The organism is Methylobacterium fujisawaense, assembly GCF_039619325.1.
Lineage (GTDB): Bacteria > Pseudomonadota > Alphaproteobacteria > Rhizobiales > Beijerinckiaceae > Methylobacterium > Methylobacterium fujisawaense.
Window position 1 is genome coordinate 723,437 of the sequence record NZ_CP155000.1, and the last position, 17,707, is coordinate 741,143.

General features: G+C 70.6%; 16 protein-coding genes and 1 pseudogene. 11 read left to right on the forward strand and 6 right to left on the reverse strand.

Going from position 1 to position 17,707, the window contains the following annotated elements:
* Positions 1-159 precede the first annotated feature (159 nt).
* Both ABC766_RS03435 and ABC766_RS03440 read right to left on the reverse strand, forming a co-directional pair.
* Positions 160-840 carry an aldolase gene (locus ABC766_RS03435; RefSeq protein ID WP_043347786.1) on the reverse strand — a complete coding sequence of 227 codons (681 nt, stop codon included), beginning with the start codon at positions 838-840 and terminating at the stop codon, positions 160-162.
* On the reverse strand, positions 837-1,844 hold the full coding sequence (locus tag ABC766_RS03440) for a LacI family DNA-binding transcriptional regulator (protein ID WP_043347788.1): 1,008 nt from the start codon (positions 1,842-1,844) through the stop codon (positions 837-839). Before ABC766_RS03440 ends, ABC766_RS03435 begins: the two co-directional genes overlap by 4 nt.
* Before the next feature lie 354 nt (positions 1,845-2,198).
* On the opposite strand from ABC766_RS03440, the gene ABC766_RS03445 reads away from it, so the two are divergent.
* The 5 genes and pseudogenes from ABC766_RS03445 (at position 2,199) to denD (ending at position 7,769) form a co-directional block, all read left to right on the forward strand.
* Complete coding sequence (locus ABC766_RS03445) at positions 2,199-3,521, forward strand: MFS transporter (protein ID WP_053609192.1); 1,323 nt, start codon at positions 2,199-2,201, stop codon at positions 3,519-3,521.
* Between the two features lie 100 nt (positions 3,522-3,621).
* Positions 3,622-4,542: pseudogene (gene ltnD / locus ABC766_RS03450) on the forward strand (L-threonate dehydrogenase); the annotation flags it as partial.
* Positions 4,543-4,709: 167 nt separating this feature from the next.
* A complete protein-coding gene (gene otnI, locus ABC766_RS03455; RefSeq protein ID WP_345821144.1) occupies positions 4,710-5,492 on the forward strand; it encodes a 2-oxo-tetronate isomerase in 783 nt (260 codons plus the stop codon).
* Entirely contained in the window at positions 5,489-6,763 is a 1,275-nt protein-coding gene (otnK, locus tag ABC766_RS03460; RefSeq protein ID WP_043347794.1) for a 3-oxo-tetronate kinase, read from the forward strand. The genes otnI and otnK overlap by 4 nt, the downstream gene beginning before the upstream one ends.
* 28 nt (positions 6,764-6,791) lie before the next feature.
* A complete protein-coding gene (gene denD, locus ABC766_RS03465) occupies positions 6,792-7,769 on the forward strand; it encodes a D-erythronate dehydrogenase (protein ID WP_345821146.1) in 978 nt (325 codons plus the stop codon).
* Between the two features lie 4 nt (positions 7,770-7,773).
* On the opposite strand, the gene ABC766_RS03470 is transcribed toward denD, so the two are convergent.
* On the reverse strand, positions 7,774-7,998 hold the full coding sequence (locus ABC766_RS03470) for a type II toxin-antitoxin system VapC family toxin (RefSeq protein ID WP_236961524.1): 225 nt from the start codon (positions 7,996-7,998) through the stop codon (positions 7,774-7,776).
* Between the two features lie 175 nt (positions 7,999-8,173).
* On the reverse strand, positions 8,174-8,413 hold the full coding sequence (locus ABC766_RS03475; protein WP_345821147.1) for a type II toxin-antitoxin system VapB family antitoxin: 240 nt from the start codon (positions 8,411-8,413) through the stop codon (positions 8,174-8,176).
* 83 nt (positions 8,414-8,496) lie between these two features.
* Between ABC766_RS03475 and recQ the strand changes: the two genes are divergently transcribed.
* The 5 genes from recQ to grxD all read left to right on the forward strand — a co-directional run bounded on the left by recQ (position 8,497) and on the right by grxD (position 14,234).
* Positions 8,497-10,338 carry a DNA helicase RecQ gene (recQ, locus tag ABC766_RS03480; RefSeq protein WP_043347801.1) on the forward strand — a complete coding sequence of 614 codons (1,842 nt, stop codon included), beginning with the start codon at positions 8,497-8,499 and terminating at the stop codon, positions 10,336-10,338.
* A gap of 155 nt (positions 10,339-10,493) precedes the next feature.
* On the forward strand, positions 10,494-12,719 hold the full coding sequence (purL, locus tag ABC766_RS03485) for a phosphoribosylformylglycinamidine synthase subunit PurL (protein WP_345821148.1): 2,226 nt from the start codon (positions 10,494-10,496) through the stop codon (positions 12,717-12,719).
* A gap of 26 nt (positions 12,720-12,745) precedes the next feature.
* Entirely contained in the window at positions 12,746-12,982 is a 237-nt protein-coding gene (locus ABC766_RS03490; RefSeq protein ID WP_345821149.1) for a BolA family transcriptional regulator, read from the forward strand.
* Positions 12,983-13,005: 23 nt separating this feature from the next.
* The gene (locus tag ABC766_RS03495; protein ID WP_345821150.1) at positions 13,006-13,881 is read left to right on the forward strand and encodes a DUF29 family protein; all 876 of its coding nucleotides are present in this window, start codon (positions 13,006-13,008) and stop codon (positions 13,879-13,881) included.
* A gap of 14 nt (positions 13,882-13,895) precedes the next feature.
* Positions 13,896-14,234: a Grx4 family monothiol glutaredoxin gene (gene grxD / locus ABC766_RS03500; RefSeq protein ID WP_043347809.1), complete on the forward strand. Its 339-nt coding sequence runs from the start codon at positions 13,896-13,898 to the stop codon at positions 14,232-14,234.
* A 72-nt stretch (positions 14,235-14,306) separates the two neighbouring features.
* Here grxD and ABC766_RS03505 read toward each other — a convergent pair whose 3' ends face one another.
* A complete protein-coding gene (locus tag ABC766_RS03505) occupies positions 14,307-14,963 on the reverse strand; it encodes a class I SAM-dependent methyltransferase (RefSeq protein WP_179698413.1) in 657 nt (218 codons plus the stop codon).
* 99 nt (positions 14,964-15,062) lie between these two features.
* On the opposite strand from ABC766_RS03505, the gene rlmN reads away from it, so the two are divergent.
* The gene (gene rlmN / locus ABC766_RS03510; protein ID WP_345821151.1) at positions 15,063-16,337 is read left to right on the forward strand and encodes a 23S rRNA (adenine(2503)-C(2))-methyltransferase RlmN; all 1,275 of its coding nucleotides are present in this window, start codon (positions 15,063-15,065) and stop codon (positions 16,335-16,337) included.
* A gap of 181 nt (positions 16,338-16,518) precedes the next feature.
* Here rlmN and ABC766_RS03515 read toward each other — a convergent pair whose 3' ends face one another.
* Positions 16,519-17,643: a mechanosensitive ion channel family protein gene (locus ABC766_RS03515; RefSeq protein ID WP_075379830.1), complete on the reverse strand. Its 1,125-nt coding sequence runs from the start codon at positions 17,641-17,643 to the stop codon at positions 16,519-16,521.
* Positions 17,644-17,707 lie beyond the last annotated feature (64 nt).

Genomic DNA, 17,707 nt, shown 5'->3' on the forward strand with positions numbered 1-17,707 from the left:
ATCGCCATCTGAACGGAGCGCGGGTCCCCTCGCCCGTGCGGGAGAGGGACAGGGTGAGGGGTGCGACCTCACCGGAAAGACCCGATCCCTCACCCCGACCCTCTCCCGCATGGGAGAGTGGGCGCGTTGCGCCTTCGCACAGACCGCTGAGGGCCCCCCTCACCCGTGATCGTGCCCGGCATGGTCCTCCGGCTCCGGCAGGGTCAGGCCGAAATGGCTCACCAGATCGGCCACCTGCCCGGGGCTCAGCTGCCGCGGGTTGAGGTTGCGGAGCAGCAGGTAGAGCTTGGCGGTCTCCTCCAGCTCCTCGGTGGCGAAGACCGCGCCCTCCAGGCTGTCCCCGGCCACCACCGGGCCGTGATTGGCGAGCAGCACCGAACTGTACCGGCCGGCGAGCCCCCGAATCGCGTCCGCGACCGCCGGGTCGCCGGGTCGGTAATAGGGCACCAGCGCCGTGCCGCCGGTGCGCATCAGGTAATAGGGCGTCAAAGGCGGCAGAACCTGACGCGGGTCAATCTCCGGCAGCATCGAGACCGCCACCGCGTGGGTGGAGTGCAGGTGGACGATCGCCTTCGCTTCGCTGCGGCTCTCGTAGAGCGCGCTGTGCAGCGGGATCTCCTTGGTGGGCTTGTCGCCCGAGACGAGGCGCCCCTGCTGGTCCAGCCGGGAGATCCGCGCCGGGTCGAGGAAGCCGAGGGACGCGTTGGTCGGCGTCACCAGCCAGCCGCCGTCGGGCAGGCGCAGCGAGATGTTGCCGGACGAGCCCGGCGTCAGGCCGCGCTCGAACAGCGAGCGGCCGTAGCGGCAGATGTCTTCGCGCAGCCGGCTCTCGTCGCTCATGCGGTCGCTCCCTCGATCAGCTCGAACCCGAGATCGATTTTCTTTGGACTCTGATCGGTCAGGCAGGCGGCGGCCCGCCGGCCGATCTCCAGGCGCGGCGTGCGCACCGTCGAGAGGGGCTGGGGCATCGCCGCCGCGAAGTCGAGCCCGTTGAAGCCGAACAGCGCGATCCGTCCCGGGACCGCGAGCCCCGCCGCCAGGCAGGCGAAGTAGCCGCCGAGCGCCATGTCGTCGTTGGAGAAGTAGACGGCATCGAGATCCGGGTGGCGCGCCAGCAGCGCCTCCAGCCCCGCCCGCCCCGAGGCCGGCGAGGACGGCCCCGACCGGATCTCCTGGGCCTGGAGCGCCAGCCCGGCCTCCGCCAGGGCTTCCTCGAACCCGGCCAGCCGCTTGCCCGCCCGCACGTCTATGCGCAAGTCGTGGCCGAGATAGGCGATGCGGCGGTAGCCCCGCGCGACGAGGTGGCGGGCGCTCGCCGCCCCCACGGCCCGGTTGGAGAAGCCGACCACCGTGTCGATCCCGTCGCCATCCGTGTCGATCATCTCGACGACGCGCACGCCCCCGGCCCTGGCGAGGGCCACCGTCCCGGGATTGTGCTCCAGCCCGGTGAGCAGCAGCGCCGCCGGCCGCCACGACAGGAGCGCGGCGGCCAGCGCCTCCTCCCGGTCCGGATCGTACTCGCTCACCCCGATCACGCAGGGGATGCCCTCGGCATCGAGCGCCGATGTCAGGCCGCGCAGCAGGTCGGGGAAGACCACGTTGGCGAGCGACGGGATGACGACGCCCACGAGCCGCGCGCTCGCGCCCTGGCCGGCGAGGCTGCCGGCGAGGCGGTTCGGCACGTAGCCGAGCCGGGCCACTGCCTCCGCCACCCGCGCGCCGGCGCGCTTGGAATAGGAGCCGTGGTTGCGCAGGACCCGCGAGACCGTGCTCTCGCCGACCCCGGCCTCACGGGCCACGTCGGTGAGCGTCACGAGCCGCCCCGGCGGCTGGAATTCGTCCATGGCCCCGCTTCTCCCGGCGCGGTCTCTGATGACGTCCGTCGCATCGCCCATCCGCCCTCTCATCGCGGGATGCCCGCGCGACCGGGCCCCGAAGGAGAAGGTCTCCAGACGGCGCGGCGCTCCCTGGAGGGCTCCTTCGAGGCCTCCGCTGCGCTGCGCCACCGCGGGATGGGGGTGCAATTGGGAAGACCGTCCTCAGCGATCCGGCCCCTGACATAGCGGCCTGCATTATGTCGCACAACCGGATTGGCAGCGCTGCCAAAAGGCGATATGGCACCGCCCCAGCGCCGCCCGACGAGCGGTGAAGACCATGATCCGCCCATCCGCGCGAGCGTATGGGCGAGGGAGAACGCCATGCCGGTCCAAGCCGCTCCGCTGGGGGGCGCCACCGCGCCCGCGGACGAAAAGTCCTTCGCCGACCGCACCTACGCGAAGGTGTTCTGGCGCCTCGTGCCGTTCCTGATGCTCTGCTACGTGGTGGCGTATCTCGACCGGGTGAATGTCGGCTTCGCCAAGCTCCAGATGTCCCAGGAGCTGAAGTTCTCCGAGACGGTCTATGGCCTCGGTGCCGGGATCTTCTTCCTCGGCTACTTCCTGTTCGAGGTGCCCTCGAACGTGATCCTGCACCGGGTCGGCGCGCGGGTGTGGATCGCCCGGATCATGATCACCTGGGGAATCATCTCCGGCGCGTTCCTGTTCGTGAACTCCGAGTGGAGCTTCTACGGGATGCGCTTCCTGCTCGGGCTGGCCGAGGCCGGCTTCTATCCGGGCGTGATCCTCTACACGACGTCGTGGTTCCCGGCCCATCGCCGCGCCAAGGTGATCGCGGTGTTCATGGCGGCGATCCCGATCTCGGGGATCTTCGGCAACCCGCTCTCCGGCTGGATCATGGACGCGTTCAACGGCGCCCAGGGCCTGTCCGGCTGGCAGTGGATGTTCCTGATCGAGGCGGTGCCGGCGGTGCTCATCGGACTCGCCGTGTTCTTCTACCTCGACAACCGCCCGGCCGAGGCGAAGTGGCTGAGCGACGCCGAGAAGCAGCTCCTGGAGCGCGACATCGCCGCCGACAACCGGGGCAAGGAATCGAGCCCGCACTCCATCGCCACCGTGTTCCGCAACGGCCGCGTGTGGTTCATGAGCCTGATCTACTTCGCCTTCGTGACCGGGCAGTACGGCCTCACCTTCTGGATGCCCACGATCGTCAAGGCGTCGGGCGTGCAGGGCAATCTCAACATCGGCCTGATCAGCGCGATCCCGTTCCTGTGCGCGGCCATCGTGATGGTCCTGTTCGGGCTCAGCGCCGACCGGATGCGCGAGCGCCGCTGGCACCTGATCGTCCCGGCCCTGCTCGGCGCCGTCGGCTTCGTGGTCTCGGCGAGCGCGGGCTCGACCACCATCGCGGTGGCGGCCCTCTCGGTGGCGGCGGCCGGCGTGCTGACCTGCTCGCCCCTGTTCTGGTCGTTGCCCACGGCGTTCCTCAGCGGCGCCGGCGCGGCGGCCGGCATCGCCCTGATCAACTCGGTGGGCAATCTTGCCGGCTTCGTCAGCCCCTACGTGATCGGGGCGCTGCGCGACGCCACCGGCAGCACCGCCGCCGGCATGTACGCGCTCGCCGCGATGCTGGTGGTCGGCTCGGTCTGCGTGTTCGTCACGCCGGCCCGGATGGTCAACCGCTGAGGCTTCGAGCCGAGCGCGACACGGCCCCTCTCCCGGCGGGAGAGGGGCCTCGGGCCCCGCGCGGCGACGCAGGGGCGCCCTTCCCTTCAGGCAGGATCAGCCCGCGATGACCACAGACACCCCCACCCGCCGCGCCGCGGTGATCGGCCTGGGCTCCATGGGCTCCGGCATGGCCGGCTCGCTCCTGCGGGCGGGCTTCTCGGTCGCCGCCTGCGACGTGAACCCGGAGGCGGTGGCGCGCTTCGCCGCCGCCGGCGGCCGGGGCGCCGCGAACCCCGCCGAGGCGGCCCGGGACGCCGACGTGGTGGTGAGCGTGGTGGTCAACGCCGCCCAGACCGAGGCGGTGCTGTTCGGCGAGAACGGGGCCGCTGCCGCGATGCCCGAGGGCGCGGTGTTCGTCTCCTCCGCCACCATGGATCCGGCCGTCGCGCGCGCGCTCGCCGCCCGGCTGGAGGCCACCGGCCGCCACTATCTCGACGCCCCGATGAGCGGGGGCGCCGCCCGCGCGGCCGAGGGCGGCCTGACCTTCCTGGCCTCGGGCTCGGCGGCGGCCTTCGCGAAGGCGCGGCCCGCCCTCGATGCCATGGCGGGCACGCTCTATGAGCTCGGCGACGCGGCCGGCCAGGGCGCGGCCTTCAAGATGATCAACCAGCTGCTGGCCGGGGTGCATATCGCCGCCGCCTGCGAGGCGATGGCCTTCGCGGCCAAGCAGGGCCTCGATCTCCGGCGCGTCTACGAGGTGATCACCAAGTCGGCCGGCAATTCCTGGATGTTCGAGAACCGGGTGCCCCACATCCTGGACGCGGATTACAGCCCGAAGAGCGCGGTCGACATCTTCGTCAAGGATCTCGGCATCGTGCAGGACATGGCCCGGGCGGAGAAGTATCCGGTCCCGGTGGCGGCCGCGGCGCTCCAGATGTTCCTGATGGCGTCCGGCGCCGGCATGGGCCGCGACGACGACGCCTCCGTGGCGCGGCTCTACGCGCAGGTCTCGGGGGCGAAGCTGCCGGGGACGGCCTGAGGAGGCCTGATCCCACCCGCTTCCTCATCCTGAGGTGCCCGCGCCAGCGGGCCGCCTTCGCGGCCTCCGCTGCGCTCCGGCACCTCAGGATGCGGGGATTGGGTTGGATCGTGGTCCGCTGAGCGGATCGTCGCGTTTCGAAGGATCGGGCAGGGAGTCCCAAAAGAATGCCGCGCTTTGCCGCCAACCTCAGCCTGATGTTCAACGAGGTGCCGTTCCTCGACCGGTTCGAGGCTGCGGCCCGCGCCGGGTTCGACGCCGTGGAGTTCCTGTTCCCCTACGAGCATCCGCCCGAGGCCATCGGCGCGCGGCTCCGGGCGAACGGCCTGACCCAGGCGCTGTTCAACCTGCCGCCGGGCGACTTCGCCGGGGGCGAGCGCGGGATCGCCGCCTTCCCCGAGCGGTTCGACGAGCTGAAGGCGGGTGTCGACACGGCGCTCCGCTACGCCGAGGCGACGGGCGTGGGCCGGCTCCACCTCATGGCGGGCCTCGCCCCCTGGGACGATCCCAAGGCCGCCGAATCCTACCGCCGGGCCGTGACCTGGACGGCGGAGCGGCTGGCGCCCGCCGGCCTCGACCTCGTCCTGGAGCCGATCAACGGCCGGAACATGCCGGGCTACTTCCTCAACGATTTCGGCCGCGCCGCGGACCTGATCCGTGAGCTGGCTTTGCCGAACCTGAAGCTGCAGTTCGACCTCTACCATTGCCAGATCCTGCACGGCGACGTGACCATGCGGCTGCGCGCCCTGATGCCGATCGTCGGCCACGTCCAGACGGCGAGCGTGCCCGAGCGCCACGAACCCGGTACCGGCGAGATGAACGACTTCTTCCTGTTCGACGAGCTGGACCGGCTCGGCTACCGCGGCTTCGTCGGCTGCGAGTACATCCCGGCCGCCGACACCGTCGCGGGCCTCGGCTGGCTCGCCGCCTACAAGGGGAGCGCCCGATGAGCCTCGCGCTGGGATGCGTCGCCGACGACTACACGGGCGCCTCGGACCTCGCCAACACCTTGACCAAGGCGGGCCTGCGCACGATCCAGACCATCGGGGTGCCTGAGGAGGGCCGCGCCCTGCCGGAGGCCGACGCGGTGGTGGTGGCGCTGAAAAGCCGCTCGATCCCGGCCGACCAGGCCGTGGCCCGCTCCCGCGAGGCGGAAGCCTGGCTGCGGGCCCGGGGCGCGGCCCACGTGATGTTCAAGGTCTGCTCGACCTTCGATTCGACGGATGCGGGCAATATCGGCCCGGTGATGGACGCCCTGCGGGCCGAGGCCGGCGCGGCCATCGCGCTCGTGACCCCGGCGTTCCCGGAGACGGGCCGGAGCGTCTACCAGGGCAACCTGTTCGTCGGATCCGTGCCGCTGAACGAGAGTCCCCTGAAGGACCATCCGCTCAACCCGATGCGCGACGCCAACCTCGTGCGCGTGCTGGGGCGCCAGAGCGCCAGCCCGGTCGGCCTGGTCGACACCGCCACGGTGGCCCGGGGTGCGGAGGCCGTGGCGGCCCGCCTCCAGGCCCTGGCGGCCGAGGGCAAGGGCGCCGCCATCGCGGACGCGATCTTCGACAGCGATCTTGAAACCCTCGGGCGGGCGATCATCGCCGAGAAATTCTCCGTGGGGGCGTCCGGCCTCGGGCTCGGGCTCGCCCGGGCGCTGGTGGCCGACGGGCGCGGCACGCAGGATGCCGCCGGGGCCGCCGTGGGCGAGCCGGTGGGCGGGGCCGCCGCCTGCCTCGCCGGCAGCTGCTCGCAGGCGACCCTCCAGCAGGTCGCCGCGGCGGAGAAGATCATGCCGGTGATGCGCCTCGACCCGGCCCGGCTGCTCGCCGGCGCCGACGTGGTGGCCGAGGCCCTGGCCTTCGCGGCGGAACGGCTCGCCGCAGGCCCGGTGCTGATCGCGTCCTCGGCGCCCCCCGAGGCGGTGCGCGCCCTCCAGGCCGAACACGGGGTCGACGCGGCCGGCCATGCCATCGAGGCGGCGCTGGCCGCCATCGCCGAGGGCCTCGTCGCCCGCGGCGTGCGCCGGCTCGTGGTCGCCGGCGGCGAAACCTCGGGGTCGGTGGTCGACCGGCTGGGCCTCACCGCCTTCCTGCTCGGGCCTGAGATCGCCGCGGGCGTGCCGGTGCTGCGGACCGCAGGGCGACCGGAGCCGATGCTGCTCGCCCTCAAATCCGGCAATTTCGGCGGCCCGGACTTCTTCGGCCGCGCCCTCGACATGATGGCCTGAGGCCGCATACTCCGACGAGAGGTTTCCCATGCACGCCCTGATTCTCGGTGCCGCCGGCATGATCGGCCGCCGCCTCGTGGACGCCCTAGTGAAGGACGGCCAGGTCGGCGGGCAGATGCTCAGCGCCCTCACCCTGCTCGACGTGGTTCCGCCCGCGGCGCCGGAAGGCTTCTCCGGCCCGGTGCGGGCCGAGGCCGCCGACCTGACGGCCCCGGGTGCCGCCGAGGCCGCCATCGCCGGGCGGCCGGGGGTGATCTTCCACCTCGCCGCGGTGGTCTCCGGCGAGGCTGAGGCCAACCTGGAACTCGGCTACCGGGTCAATCTCGACGGTACCCGCCTGCTCCTTGACGCGATCCGCGCGGCCAACGTGGCGGACGGCTACCGGCCGAAGCTCGTCTTCACCTCCTCCCTCGCGGTGTTCGGGCCGCCCTTCCCCAAGGTGATCCCGGACGACCACATCCTGCGACCGGCCTCCTCGTACGGGGTGCAGAAGGCCATGGGCGAGCTGATGCTCGCCGACTACGCGCGCCGCGGCTTCCTCGACGGGATCGGCCTGCGCCTGCCGACCATCTGCGTGCGGCCGGGCAAGCCCAACAAGGCGGCCTCGGGCTTCTTCTCCGGCATCATCCGCGAGCCGCTGGCCGGCCAGGAAGCGATCCTGCCGGTGCCCGACACGGTGCGGCACTGGTTCGCCAGCCCCGCCGCGGCGGTCGGCTTCCTCGTCCACGCCGCCGGGCTCGACCTCGCGGCGATCGGGCCCCGGATCAGCCTGACCATGCCGGGCGTCTCCGCCACGGTCGCCGAGGAGATCGAGGCCCTGCGCCGCGCGGCGGGCGACAAGGCCGTGGCGCTGATCCGGCGCGCGCCGGACGCGACCATCGCGCGGATCGTCGGCTCCTGGCCGGAGGCCTTCGAGCCGGAGGCGGCCCTGGCTCTGGGCTTCCGGGCGGATGAATCCTTCGACGCGATCGTGGCCCAGCACGTGGCCGAGTTCCACGGCGGCTGAGGCGTCAGGCCAGGGCGGAGCGGATGTCGGTCTGCGGAAAGGCGTCGCCGACGTAGAGCAGCGGCACGCCGTGCATCCGCGCGCAGGCACAGGCGAAGCAGTCGCCGAGATTCAGGCGCGCCGGGTGGCGGCCCTTGCCGTGGCGGGCGTGGGCCGCGAGGGCGAGGCGCGTCTCCGCTTCGGCGATCGGGACCCGCGTGACGCCTGTGGCGGCCAGAAAATCGTCCACGATCTCTTGGCGACTTCGGGCGAGACGGCCTGGAGCCGGGTGATGGCGAGCACCGCCTCATACACGGCAACGCCGCTCGTGAGCCGCACGGGACTGTCGCGCAACCGATCCATCAGCGCAGAATGTCCCGGCTCGCCGGCGACGATCGCCATGCTGGCGGACGCGTCGACGAACATCACGCGGCGTTCAGGCTGTCGTAGAAGGCCTCATCCGCCTTGAGGCCCGTCGACGGGAAGGATGCCAACCTGTCCTGGATCGGCTTGACCGGCTCCAGGAAAGTCTCGCGCTCCGCGTTCTGCCGCGCCAGTCCGTTCTTGAGCGCGGGTCGCACCGCCTCGGTCTTGCTCACGCCCGTCCGCGATGCCAGCTTCTCGGCGCGCTGATTCACCTCTTCGCTGCGGATGTTGAGCGGCATGGCAGCCCCCGTGTAGACGCACGGAGGCCAGTGTCTACACACCCCTGCCGCAAGGGCGGCCAGAACCCCGATCAAGGATCCCGATGACCCGCCTCGACGAGGCCCGCGCCGCGCTCAAGAAGACCTTCGGCTACGAGGATTTCCGGCCCGGGCAGGACGAGGTGATCGGCGCGGTGCTGGACGGCGCCGACGTGTTCGCCGTGATGCCCACCGGCTCCGGCAAGTCGATGACCTACCAGCTCCCCGCCCTGGTCGAGCCCGGTCTGACCGTCGTGGTCTCGCCGCTGATCGCGCTGATGCACGATCAGGTGCAGCAGATGAAGAGCGTCGGCATCGAGGCCGCCACCCTCAACTCGACGGTGGCGGAGACGGAGTCACGCGAGACCTGGCGGTCCCTGCGCTCGGGCGACCTCCGTCTCCTGTTCGTGTCCCCCGAGCGCCTGCTGATGGAGGGCTGCATCGAGGCCCTGCGCGGGGCCGGGGTCCGGCGGCTCGCGGTGGACGAGGCGCATTGCGTCTCGCAATGGGGCCACGATTTCCGGCCCGAGTACCGGGAGATCGCCCGGGCCCGGGTGGCGCTGGGCAACATCCAGACCCTGGCGCTCACCGCCACCGCCGATGCCGCGACCCGCGCGGAGATCGCCGAGCGGCTGTTCCCGCAGGACCGGCCCCCGAAGATCTTCGTCCACTCCTTCGACCGGCCGAACATCCGGCTGACCTTCCAGCCCAAGGACAACCCGGCCCGGCAGATCGAGCGGTTCCTGAAGCATCGGCGGGCGGAGAGCGGGATCATCTACTGCTCCTCGCGCAAGCGCGTCGAGCAACTGGCCGAGACCCTCAAGAAGGACGGGTTCGACGCCCTGCCCTATCATGCCGGCCTCGATCAGGGCACGCGCATGCGCAACCAGGACCGGTTCCTGCAGGAGGACGGGGTGGTGATGACCGCCACCATCGCCTTCGGCATGGGCATCAACAAGCCCGACGTGCGCTTCGTCTGCCACGCCGACATGCCCAACAACGTCGAGGGCTACTACCAGGAGATCGGCCGCGCCGGCCGCGACGGGCTGCCGGCCGACACGCTGACCCTCTACGGCCTCGACGACATGGCGCTGCGCCGCCGCCAGATCGACGAGAAGGAGATCTCCGACGAGCGCCGCAGGGTGGAGCGGCGCAAGCTCGAGGCGATGATCACCCTGTGCGAGGGCGCCACCTGCCGCCGCCAGTCGCTGCTCGCCTATTTCGGCGAGGCGAGCGGCCCTTGCGGCCGCTGCGACCTGTGCCGCGGCGGCGTCACCCTCGTGGACGGGACGGTCTCGGCGCAGAAGATCCTCTCGGCCGTCGTGCGCACCGGCCAGCGCTTCGGCGCGGCCTATATCTGCGACGTGGTCCACGGGAAGGAGAGCGAGCAGATCCGCCGCAACGGCCACGCGAGCCTCAAGACCTTCGGGGTCGGCGCCGACAAGCCGGTGGCCGCGTGGCGGGCGATCCTGCGCCAGCTTTTCGCGGCCGGGGCGATCGCCGAGAACGCCGACGGCTTCGGCGGCCTGTCCATGACCGAGAAGGGCGAGGCGATCCTGTTCGGCCGGGAGCCGGTGCAGCTCCGCCCGGATCCGGAGCCGAAGGCCGAATCCCGCGAGCGACGCCGGCCTGCATCCCGCGAGGACGGCGAGATCGCCCTCTCGGAGGCCGACGAGGCGCTGTTCCAGCACCTGCGCGGCCTGCGCGCCACGCTGGCCCGGGCCGAGGGCATCGCGGCCTTCATGGTCTTCCCCGATCGAACGCTGATCGAGATGGCCCGCCAGAAGCCCGTCGACCTCTGGGCTCTGCGCACGGTCCACGGGGTCGGCGAGCGCAAGCGCGAGGCCTACGGCGACAAGTTCGTGGCGGCGATCGCCGATTTCCTGGCCCATCCGCCGGCGGCGTGACTAGGCTTCATCCACGGCGGCGTCAGACGGCGTATTGCAACGCGGTGGGAGAACGCACTAATCCGTCACCGTCGCCGCACGCTGCCCGGTTCGGGTCGCTTATCGGGTCGGGGGTCCTGTCGGGGCTCCCGGACCGCCCTCGTCGAGGCTGCCCCATGTTCCGCAACGACGTTCCGATCACCCCCGACCTCGTGGCCCAGCACGGCCTGACGCCGGACGAGTACGAGCGCTTTCGCGGCCTGATCGGGCGCGACCCGACGCTGACCGAACTCGGCATCGTCTCGGCCATGTGGAACGAGCACTGTTCCTACAAGTCCTCCCGCAAGCACCTGCGCGGGCTGCCGACCTCGGCGCCGTGGGTGATCCAGGGACCGGGCGAGAACGCCGGCGTGATCGACATCGGCGACGGCCTCGCCTGCGTGTTCAAGATGGAGAGCCACAACCACCCGAGCTACATCGAGCCCTATCAGGGCGCGGCGACCGGTGTCGGCGGCATCCTGCGCGACGTGTTCACCATGGGCGCTCGGCCGATCGCGGCGCTCAACGCCCTGCGCTTCGGCTCCCCCGACCATCCGCGCACCCGCAGCCTCGTCTCCGGCGTGGTCGCGGGCGTGGGCGGCTACGGCAACTCCTTCGGTGTGCCCACCGTCGGCGGCCTGACCGGTTTCCACAAGCGCTACGACGGCAACATCCTGGTCAACGCCATGGCGGTGGGCCTCGCCCGCACCGACGGGATCTTCTACGCGGCCGCCGCCGGAATCGGGAACCCGATCGTCTATCTCGGCTCCAAGACCGGCCGCGACGGCATCCACGGCGCCACCATGGCCTCGGCCGAGTTCGACGAGGCCTCCGAGTCGAAGCGTCCGACCGTGCAGGTCGGCGATCCCTTCGCCGAGAAGCTGCTGCTCGAAGCCTGCCTGGAGCTGATGGCCTCGGGGGCGGTGATCGCCATCCAGGACATGGGCGCCGCCGGCCTCACCTGCTCGGCCGTTGAGATGGGCGCCAAGGGCGACCTCGGCGTCGAACTCGACATCGACAAGGTGCCGGCCCGCGAAGAGGGTATGACCCCCTACGAGATGATGCTCTCCGAGAGCCAGGAGCGCATGCTCATGGTGCTCAAGCCCGGCATGGAGGCGGAGGCGGAAGCCATCTTCGTGAAGTGGGGGCTCGACTTCGCGGTGATCGGCCGGACCACCGACACGCTGCGCTTCGTGATCAAGTGGCACGGGGAGACCGTGGCCGACCTGCCGATCAAGGAGCTCGGCGACGAGGCGCCGCTCTACGACCGGCCGCACCTGTCCAACACGCACCTGCCGGTGCTCGCGGCCTCCGAGGTTCCGGCCCCGGCCTCGCTCACCGACGCGCTCAAGCGCCTCGTCGGCTCCCCGGACCTCTCGTCCAAGCGGTGGGTCTTCGAGCAGTACGACCACTTCATCCTGGGCAACACCGTCCAGAAGCCCGGCGGCGACGCCGCCATCGTGCGGGTCGAGGACGGGCCGAAGGGGCTGGCGCTGACCTGCGACGTCACCCCGCGCTATTGCGAGGCCGACCCGGTCGAGGGCGGCCGTCAGGCCGTGGCCGAGGCGTGGCGCAACATCACGGCGGTCGGCGCCAAGCCGCTCGCCATCACCGACAACCTGAACTTCGGCAATCCCGAGAAGCCCGAGGTGATGGGCCAGCTCGTCGGCTGCCTGCAGGGCATCGGCGAGGCCTGCCGGGCGCTGGACTTCCCGGTCGTGTCCGGCAACGTCTCGCTCTACAACGAGACCAACGGCGTCGGCATCCTGCCGACCCCGACCATCGGCGGCGTCGGCGTGCTCGACGACGTGGCGCGCCACGCCACCATCGCCCTCAAGCGCGAGGGCGACGTGCTGGTGCTGATCGGCTCCGGCGAGGGCTGGCTTGGCCAATCCGCTTACCTGTCGGTGATCGAGGGCCGCGAGGAGGGCGCGCCGCCGCCGGTGGATCTCGCCCTGGAGCGCCGGAACGGCGACTTCGTCCGCACCCTGATCCAGTCGGGCGCCGTCGACACGGTCCACGACCTTTCCGACGGCGGCCTCGCGGTGGCCCTCGCCGAGATGGCGATGGCCGGCGGCATCGGCGCTGCCCTGCCCGAGGTGCCGGTGGATCTCGCCCCCCACGCCTACCTGTTCGGCGAGGACCAGGGCCGCTACCTGCTGGCGATCGATCCGGAAGCTGCCAGCGACCTCCTCTACAGCGCCTCGGCGCAGGGGATCGACGCGGCGGTGGTCGGCGTTACCGGCTCCGACCGTTTGACCCTGCCGGGCGGCGAGACCATATCGCTGGCCGACCTGTCCACGGCGCATGAGGGCTGGCTGCCCGCCTATATGGCGAGCCAGCCGGCCGCTCCCGCCGCCTGAACCCCCTTACGCCCAGGAGTTTGCCGATGCCGATGGATGCGGGCGAGATCGAGCGCATGATCCGCGAAACGCTGCCGGACGCGCAGGTGGAGATCCGCGACCTCGCGGGCGATGGCGACCACTACGCTGCGACCGTCCTGTCGGCGGCCTTCAAGGGCAAGACACGGGTGGCGCAGCACCAGATGGTCTACGGCGCCCTTCAGGGCCGGATGGGCGGCGTGCTCCACGCCCTTGCGCTGACCACGGGCGTCCCGCAGGATTGAGGAGAAGACCCTCAGGCGTCGCGATGAGTCTCAAACCGACTGTCGTTATCGAACGCGTACGGCCGCCGACCTGGGGGGAAACCTTCGCCTGGGAACGCGAACTGCTTGGCGCCGTGCTGGACGACCCGTCCCTCTTCGAGGGCGTCCGCCATCTCGTCGCCCCTGAAGATTTCTCGATCGGCCTCCATGAGCGCCTGTTCGAGGCCATGCCGAGGATAGCCGGGTCGGACGGTTCGATCGATCGCAGGGCGATCCCGGCCGCACTCGGGAATTATGCGTGGGATGCGGACGGCGGTGTCGACGCTTGGCTTGATCGGTTGCTCGCTGAGCGCACGGATGCTCCCGCGGCGGTGCAGCGTGCGCGCGATATCCACGAGACCGCCGAACTGCGACGCGAGCAGCCCGAACTGATCGACAGCGATACCGTTGCGTGGGGCCATCAACAGGTCGCCCTGCTTACCCGGCTCGCGGAGCGATCCGATCCTCTGTCGCGCGAGATCGACTGGCAGAACATCATTGAGGAGCTCCTCTATGTGGGCCGCTCGCAAGTCAGCGGCGTGGTCCGCAAGATGGAGCTGGCTTTCGAGCACCTCGTGAAACTTCTATCTGATCCGAATGCGCCCAGTCGCAATCACTGGCGGGTCGAGATCGACGCGTTTCTGCTCCGGATCGCCCACGAGGCGAAGCCGTCGATGCGTCGGTTGATCGACATGAACGCGGCTTGGCAGCGCGGCGTGTCCGATGCCGCGGCGAGCCTATCCGAATTTGCGATCCGCGTGCCGCGGGACCTGCCGCAGGAATGTCCGTTCAGCTACGAGGATCTGACCATGGGCACGCTGCGCGTCGTCGGCCTCCTTGAGAAGCTGGCCGGGACCGTCGATATGAAGCCAACCGAATAGACCTGAGGTATCCGATGACCGACGCCAACACGACCATCCAGAACGAGATCGCCTCCCAGGACGTGGTGGTGTTCATGAAGGGCACGCCGCAGATGCCGCAATGCGGCTTCTCGGGGCAGGTGGTGCAGATCCTCAACTACCTCGGCGTGCCGTTCAAGGGCGTGAACGTGCTGGCCGATCAGGGCATCCGCGAGGGCATCAAGGCCTTCTCGAACTGGCCGACCATCCCGCAGATCTACGTGAAGGGCGAGTTCGTCGGCGGCTGCGACATCACCCGCGAGATGTTCCAGTCGGGCGAGCTGCAGACCTTCCTGGCCGAGAAGGGTGTGCCGGTGAAGACCGCAGCTGCCTGATTTTTTGGGACTGGCCGAACGGATCAGGGCGCCTGCGGGCGCCCTTTTTCGTGTGCGCGGACCGTGGCCGGGTCAGCGGGGCTCCCGCGCCACGAACAGGGCGACGCAGCCGACGACCGTGATCTCCACCGACCGGAACCGCTGATCGAGGGCCGCGCGCAGGGCCGGCAGCGTGTCGGCGCCGTTCGAGAACACCCCTTTTCGGTTGTAGACTCGCATCAGCGCGCGCGCCGCAGCCGTGGTCGGGACGCCCCCCGACAGGATCGTGGCGCCGAACACCACCCCGTCGTCCCGCAGGCACGGCCGCACCGTGTCGAAGGCCTTCGCCTTGGCGGCGATGTCGCCCGGCAGGCAGTGGAGCAGGTAGGTCATCCCGATCGAGTCGAACGGCGCGATGCCGGTGGCCGGGGCGCCGAGCACGTCGACCCGGTAGGTCTCGGGCCGGTAGCGCGCGATCCGGTCGGCCGCGAAGGCGAGGCTGTCGGCGTTGAGGTCCATCAGGCCGATGCGCGGCGCAGGTGCTGGGAAGCGGCACCGGTCGAGATACCAGCCGGTCCCGACCCCGACGTCGCAATGCGCCGAGCCCGCGTGCCGGTCGTAGAGATCCAGGATCCGCGCCGTGGGGCAGCGCCAGATCAGCGGGTTCGACAGGCGCAGCACGACGAGGTCGTAGATCTGCAGCGTCCGCGGATTGTAGATCGCCTGCCCGGCCTGCGTGTCGGTCGTCATGGCTCTCCGTGGGGTCAGCCGTCGCCAGCGCGCATTCGCATTCGCCGGCGCGATCGCCTATATCAGACCCTTTCCAATCGTATGGATTGTTTGAACGCCATGGCGACGCCGTCGCTCGACAGCGCCCGCGCGGCCGATGCCGCGATCGAGAAGGCGCCGGATCTCCTCCCCGAGGCGCTGCCCGGCCGCCGCCCATCGCTGGTCGGCCTGACCCGCGACGCCCTCAAGGCGCAGCTCGTCGGCATGGGTGTGCCCGAGCGCGAGAGCCGGATGCGCGCCGGCCAAGTCTGGCACTGGGTCAATTTCCGCGGGGCGTCCGACTTTGCCGAGATGACCAATGTCGGCAAGGCGCTGAAGGCGCAGCTCGCCGAGCACTTCACCCTGGAGCGGCCCGAGGTGGCCAGCCGGCAGGTCTCCCGGGACGGCACCCGCAAATGGCTGCTCCGCATGGCGCCGACCAACCGGCAGGAGCACAATCGCGGCGCCGAGATCGAGTGCGTCTACATTCCCGGCCCGGACCGGGGCACGCTCTGCGTGTCCTCCCAGGTCGGCTGCACCCTGACCTGCTCGTTCTGCCACACCGGCACGCAGCGCCTCGTGCGCAACCTCTCGGCCGCCGAGATCGTGCAGCAGCTCGTCACCGCCCGGGACGAGCTCGGCGACTGGCCCGGCCAGATGCCGAGCCGCGACGCCGGCGGCTCCGGCGAGGTCGGCCGGCTCGTGACCAACATCGTGTTCATGGGCATGGGCGAGCCCCTCTACAATCTCGACGCCGTGGTCGACGCGGTCGGTGTGATGTCCGACCAGGAGGGCCTCGGCCTGTCGCGTCGCCGGATCACGGTCTCGACTTCGGGGGTCGTGCCGCAGATCCCCCGGCTCGGCGAGCAGGCCAACGCCATGCTGGCGATCTCGCTCCACGCCGTGCGCGACGATCTGCGGAACGAGCTGGTGCCGCTCAACCGGAAATACCCGATCGCCGAGCTGCTCGCCGCCTGCCGGGCCTATCCGGGCCTGAGCAACGCTCGCCGGATCACCTTCGAGTACGTGATGCTGAAGAGCGTCAACGATTCGGACGCGGACGCGCGGGAGCTGGTCCGCCTTCTCAAGGGCATCCCGGCCAAGATCAACCTGATCCCGTTCAATCCCTGGCCGGGCAGCCGCTACGAGTGCTCCGACTGGGACCGGATCGAGCGCTTCTCCGAGATCGTGTTCAACGCCGGCTACGCCTCGCCGGTGCGCACGCCCCGGGGTCGGGACATTCTGGCGGCCTGCGGCCAGCTTAAGAGCGAGACCGAGAAGCTGCGCGCCCGCGCCCGGCTGATGCAGGAGGAGGGCATCGGCGTGGAGAGTTTTTACGCCGGCGCCGACGACTGAGCGACGGTCCATCGGAAAACATCCAACCCGCGCCCTCATCCTGAGGTGCGGCGAAGCCGCCTCGAAGGAGCCCTCCAGAAGCCGCTGCGATTCCTGGAGCCCGCCTTCGAGGCCTCCGTTGCGCTTCGGCACCTCAGGATGAGGGCGTGGCTGGGAATCGCGCAACACTGAACGCAGTGCCTCACGCCGCGAACCGCCGCGCCTCCGCCCGGCGCAGGGCCGGCTCCTCGGCGCCGACCCATTCCGTCCGGTGCCGCGGCAGGGCCTCCGGGTGCTCGGCCTGGAGCCACGTGATCATCGCTTCGCGGACCACGCAGCGCAGGTCCCAGGCCTGGGGCGCGTTGCGGGCGCTCACCAGCATCCGGATCTCGATCGTCGATTCCTTCGCGTCCGAGACCTGGAGGTTCACCACCTTGCCGTCCCACAGGGGCGTGGCCCTGGCGATCTCGGCGAGCTTCTCGCGCATCGCCGCGACGGGCGCCCGGTGGTCGACGTAGACGAACACGCTGCCGATCAGCGAGGCGCCGTCGCGGGTCCAGTTCTGGAACGGCTTCTGGATGAAGTAGGTCAGCGGCAGGACCAGCCGGCGCCAGTCCCAGAGGCGGACCACCACGTAGGTGGCGGTGATCTCCTCCACCCAGCCCCACTCGTTCTCGACGATGATCGCGTCCTCGATCCGGATCGGCTGGGTGATGGCGATCTGGATGCCGGCCACGAGGTTCGACAGGACCGGCTGCATGGCGAGGCCGAGGACGAGGCCCGCCGCGCCCGCCGAGGCCAGGAGGCTGACCCCGTACTGGCGCACCGGCTCGAAGGTCATCAGCGCCACCGAGAGGGTGATCAGCGCCACCAGCGTCACGCCGGCCCGCTCCAGGATGCGCATCTGCGTGAAGTGCTTGCGCGCCAGGAGGTTGTCCTCGGCGTCGAGCTTGAACCGTCGGAGGTAGATCACCGTGGCGATGTGGAGCGCGGTGGCGCAGCACCAGCCGGTCAGCGTCACGAAGGCCACCAGCAGGATCTGGTTGAGGGCGATCCGCACCTCCCAGGACAGATGCACGGTGGTCGAGGCGAGGCTGATCGCCACCACGATCAGGCCGAGGCGGCTCGGCCCACGGGTGCGCGAGACCAGCGAGCGCCAGAACAGGCTTTTGCCCGCGACCGCCCGCTTCATCGCCCGGTAGACGACACCGTGCAGGGGCATCACCACGGCGCAGCAGGCGACGATGAGGATCAGGCTCTCGGCCCACCACGGCAGGTAGGCCAGCGCGCGGGCTGCGGAGCCGGCGAGCGCGTCGAGGTCCGGCATCGGGCATCGCTCCACGGGTTCCGAACGGGACCTGTGGGAATGGGTGGGCGATCGCGGGGGTTCC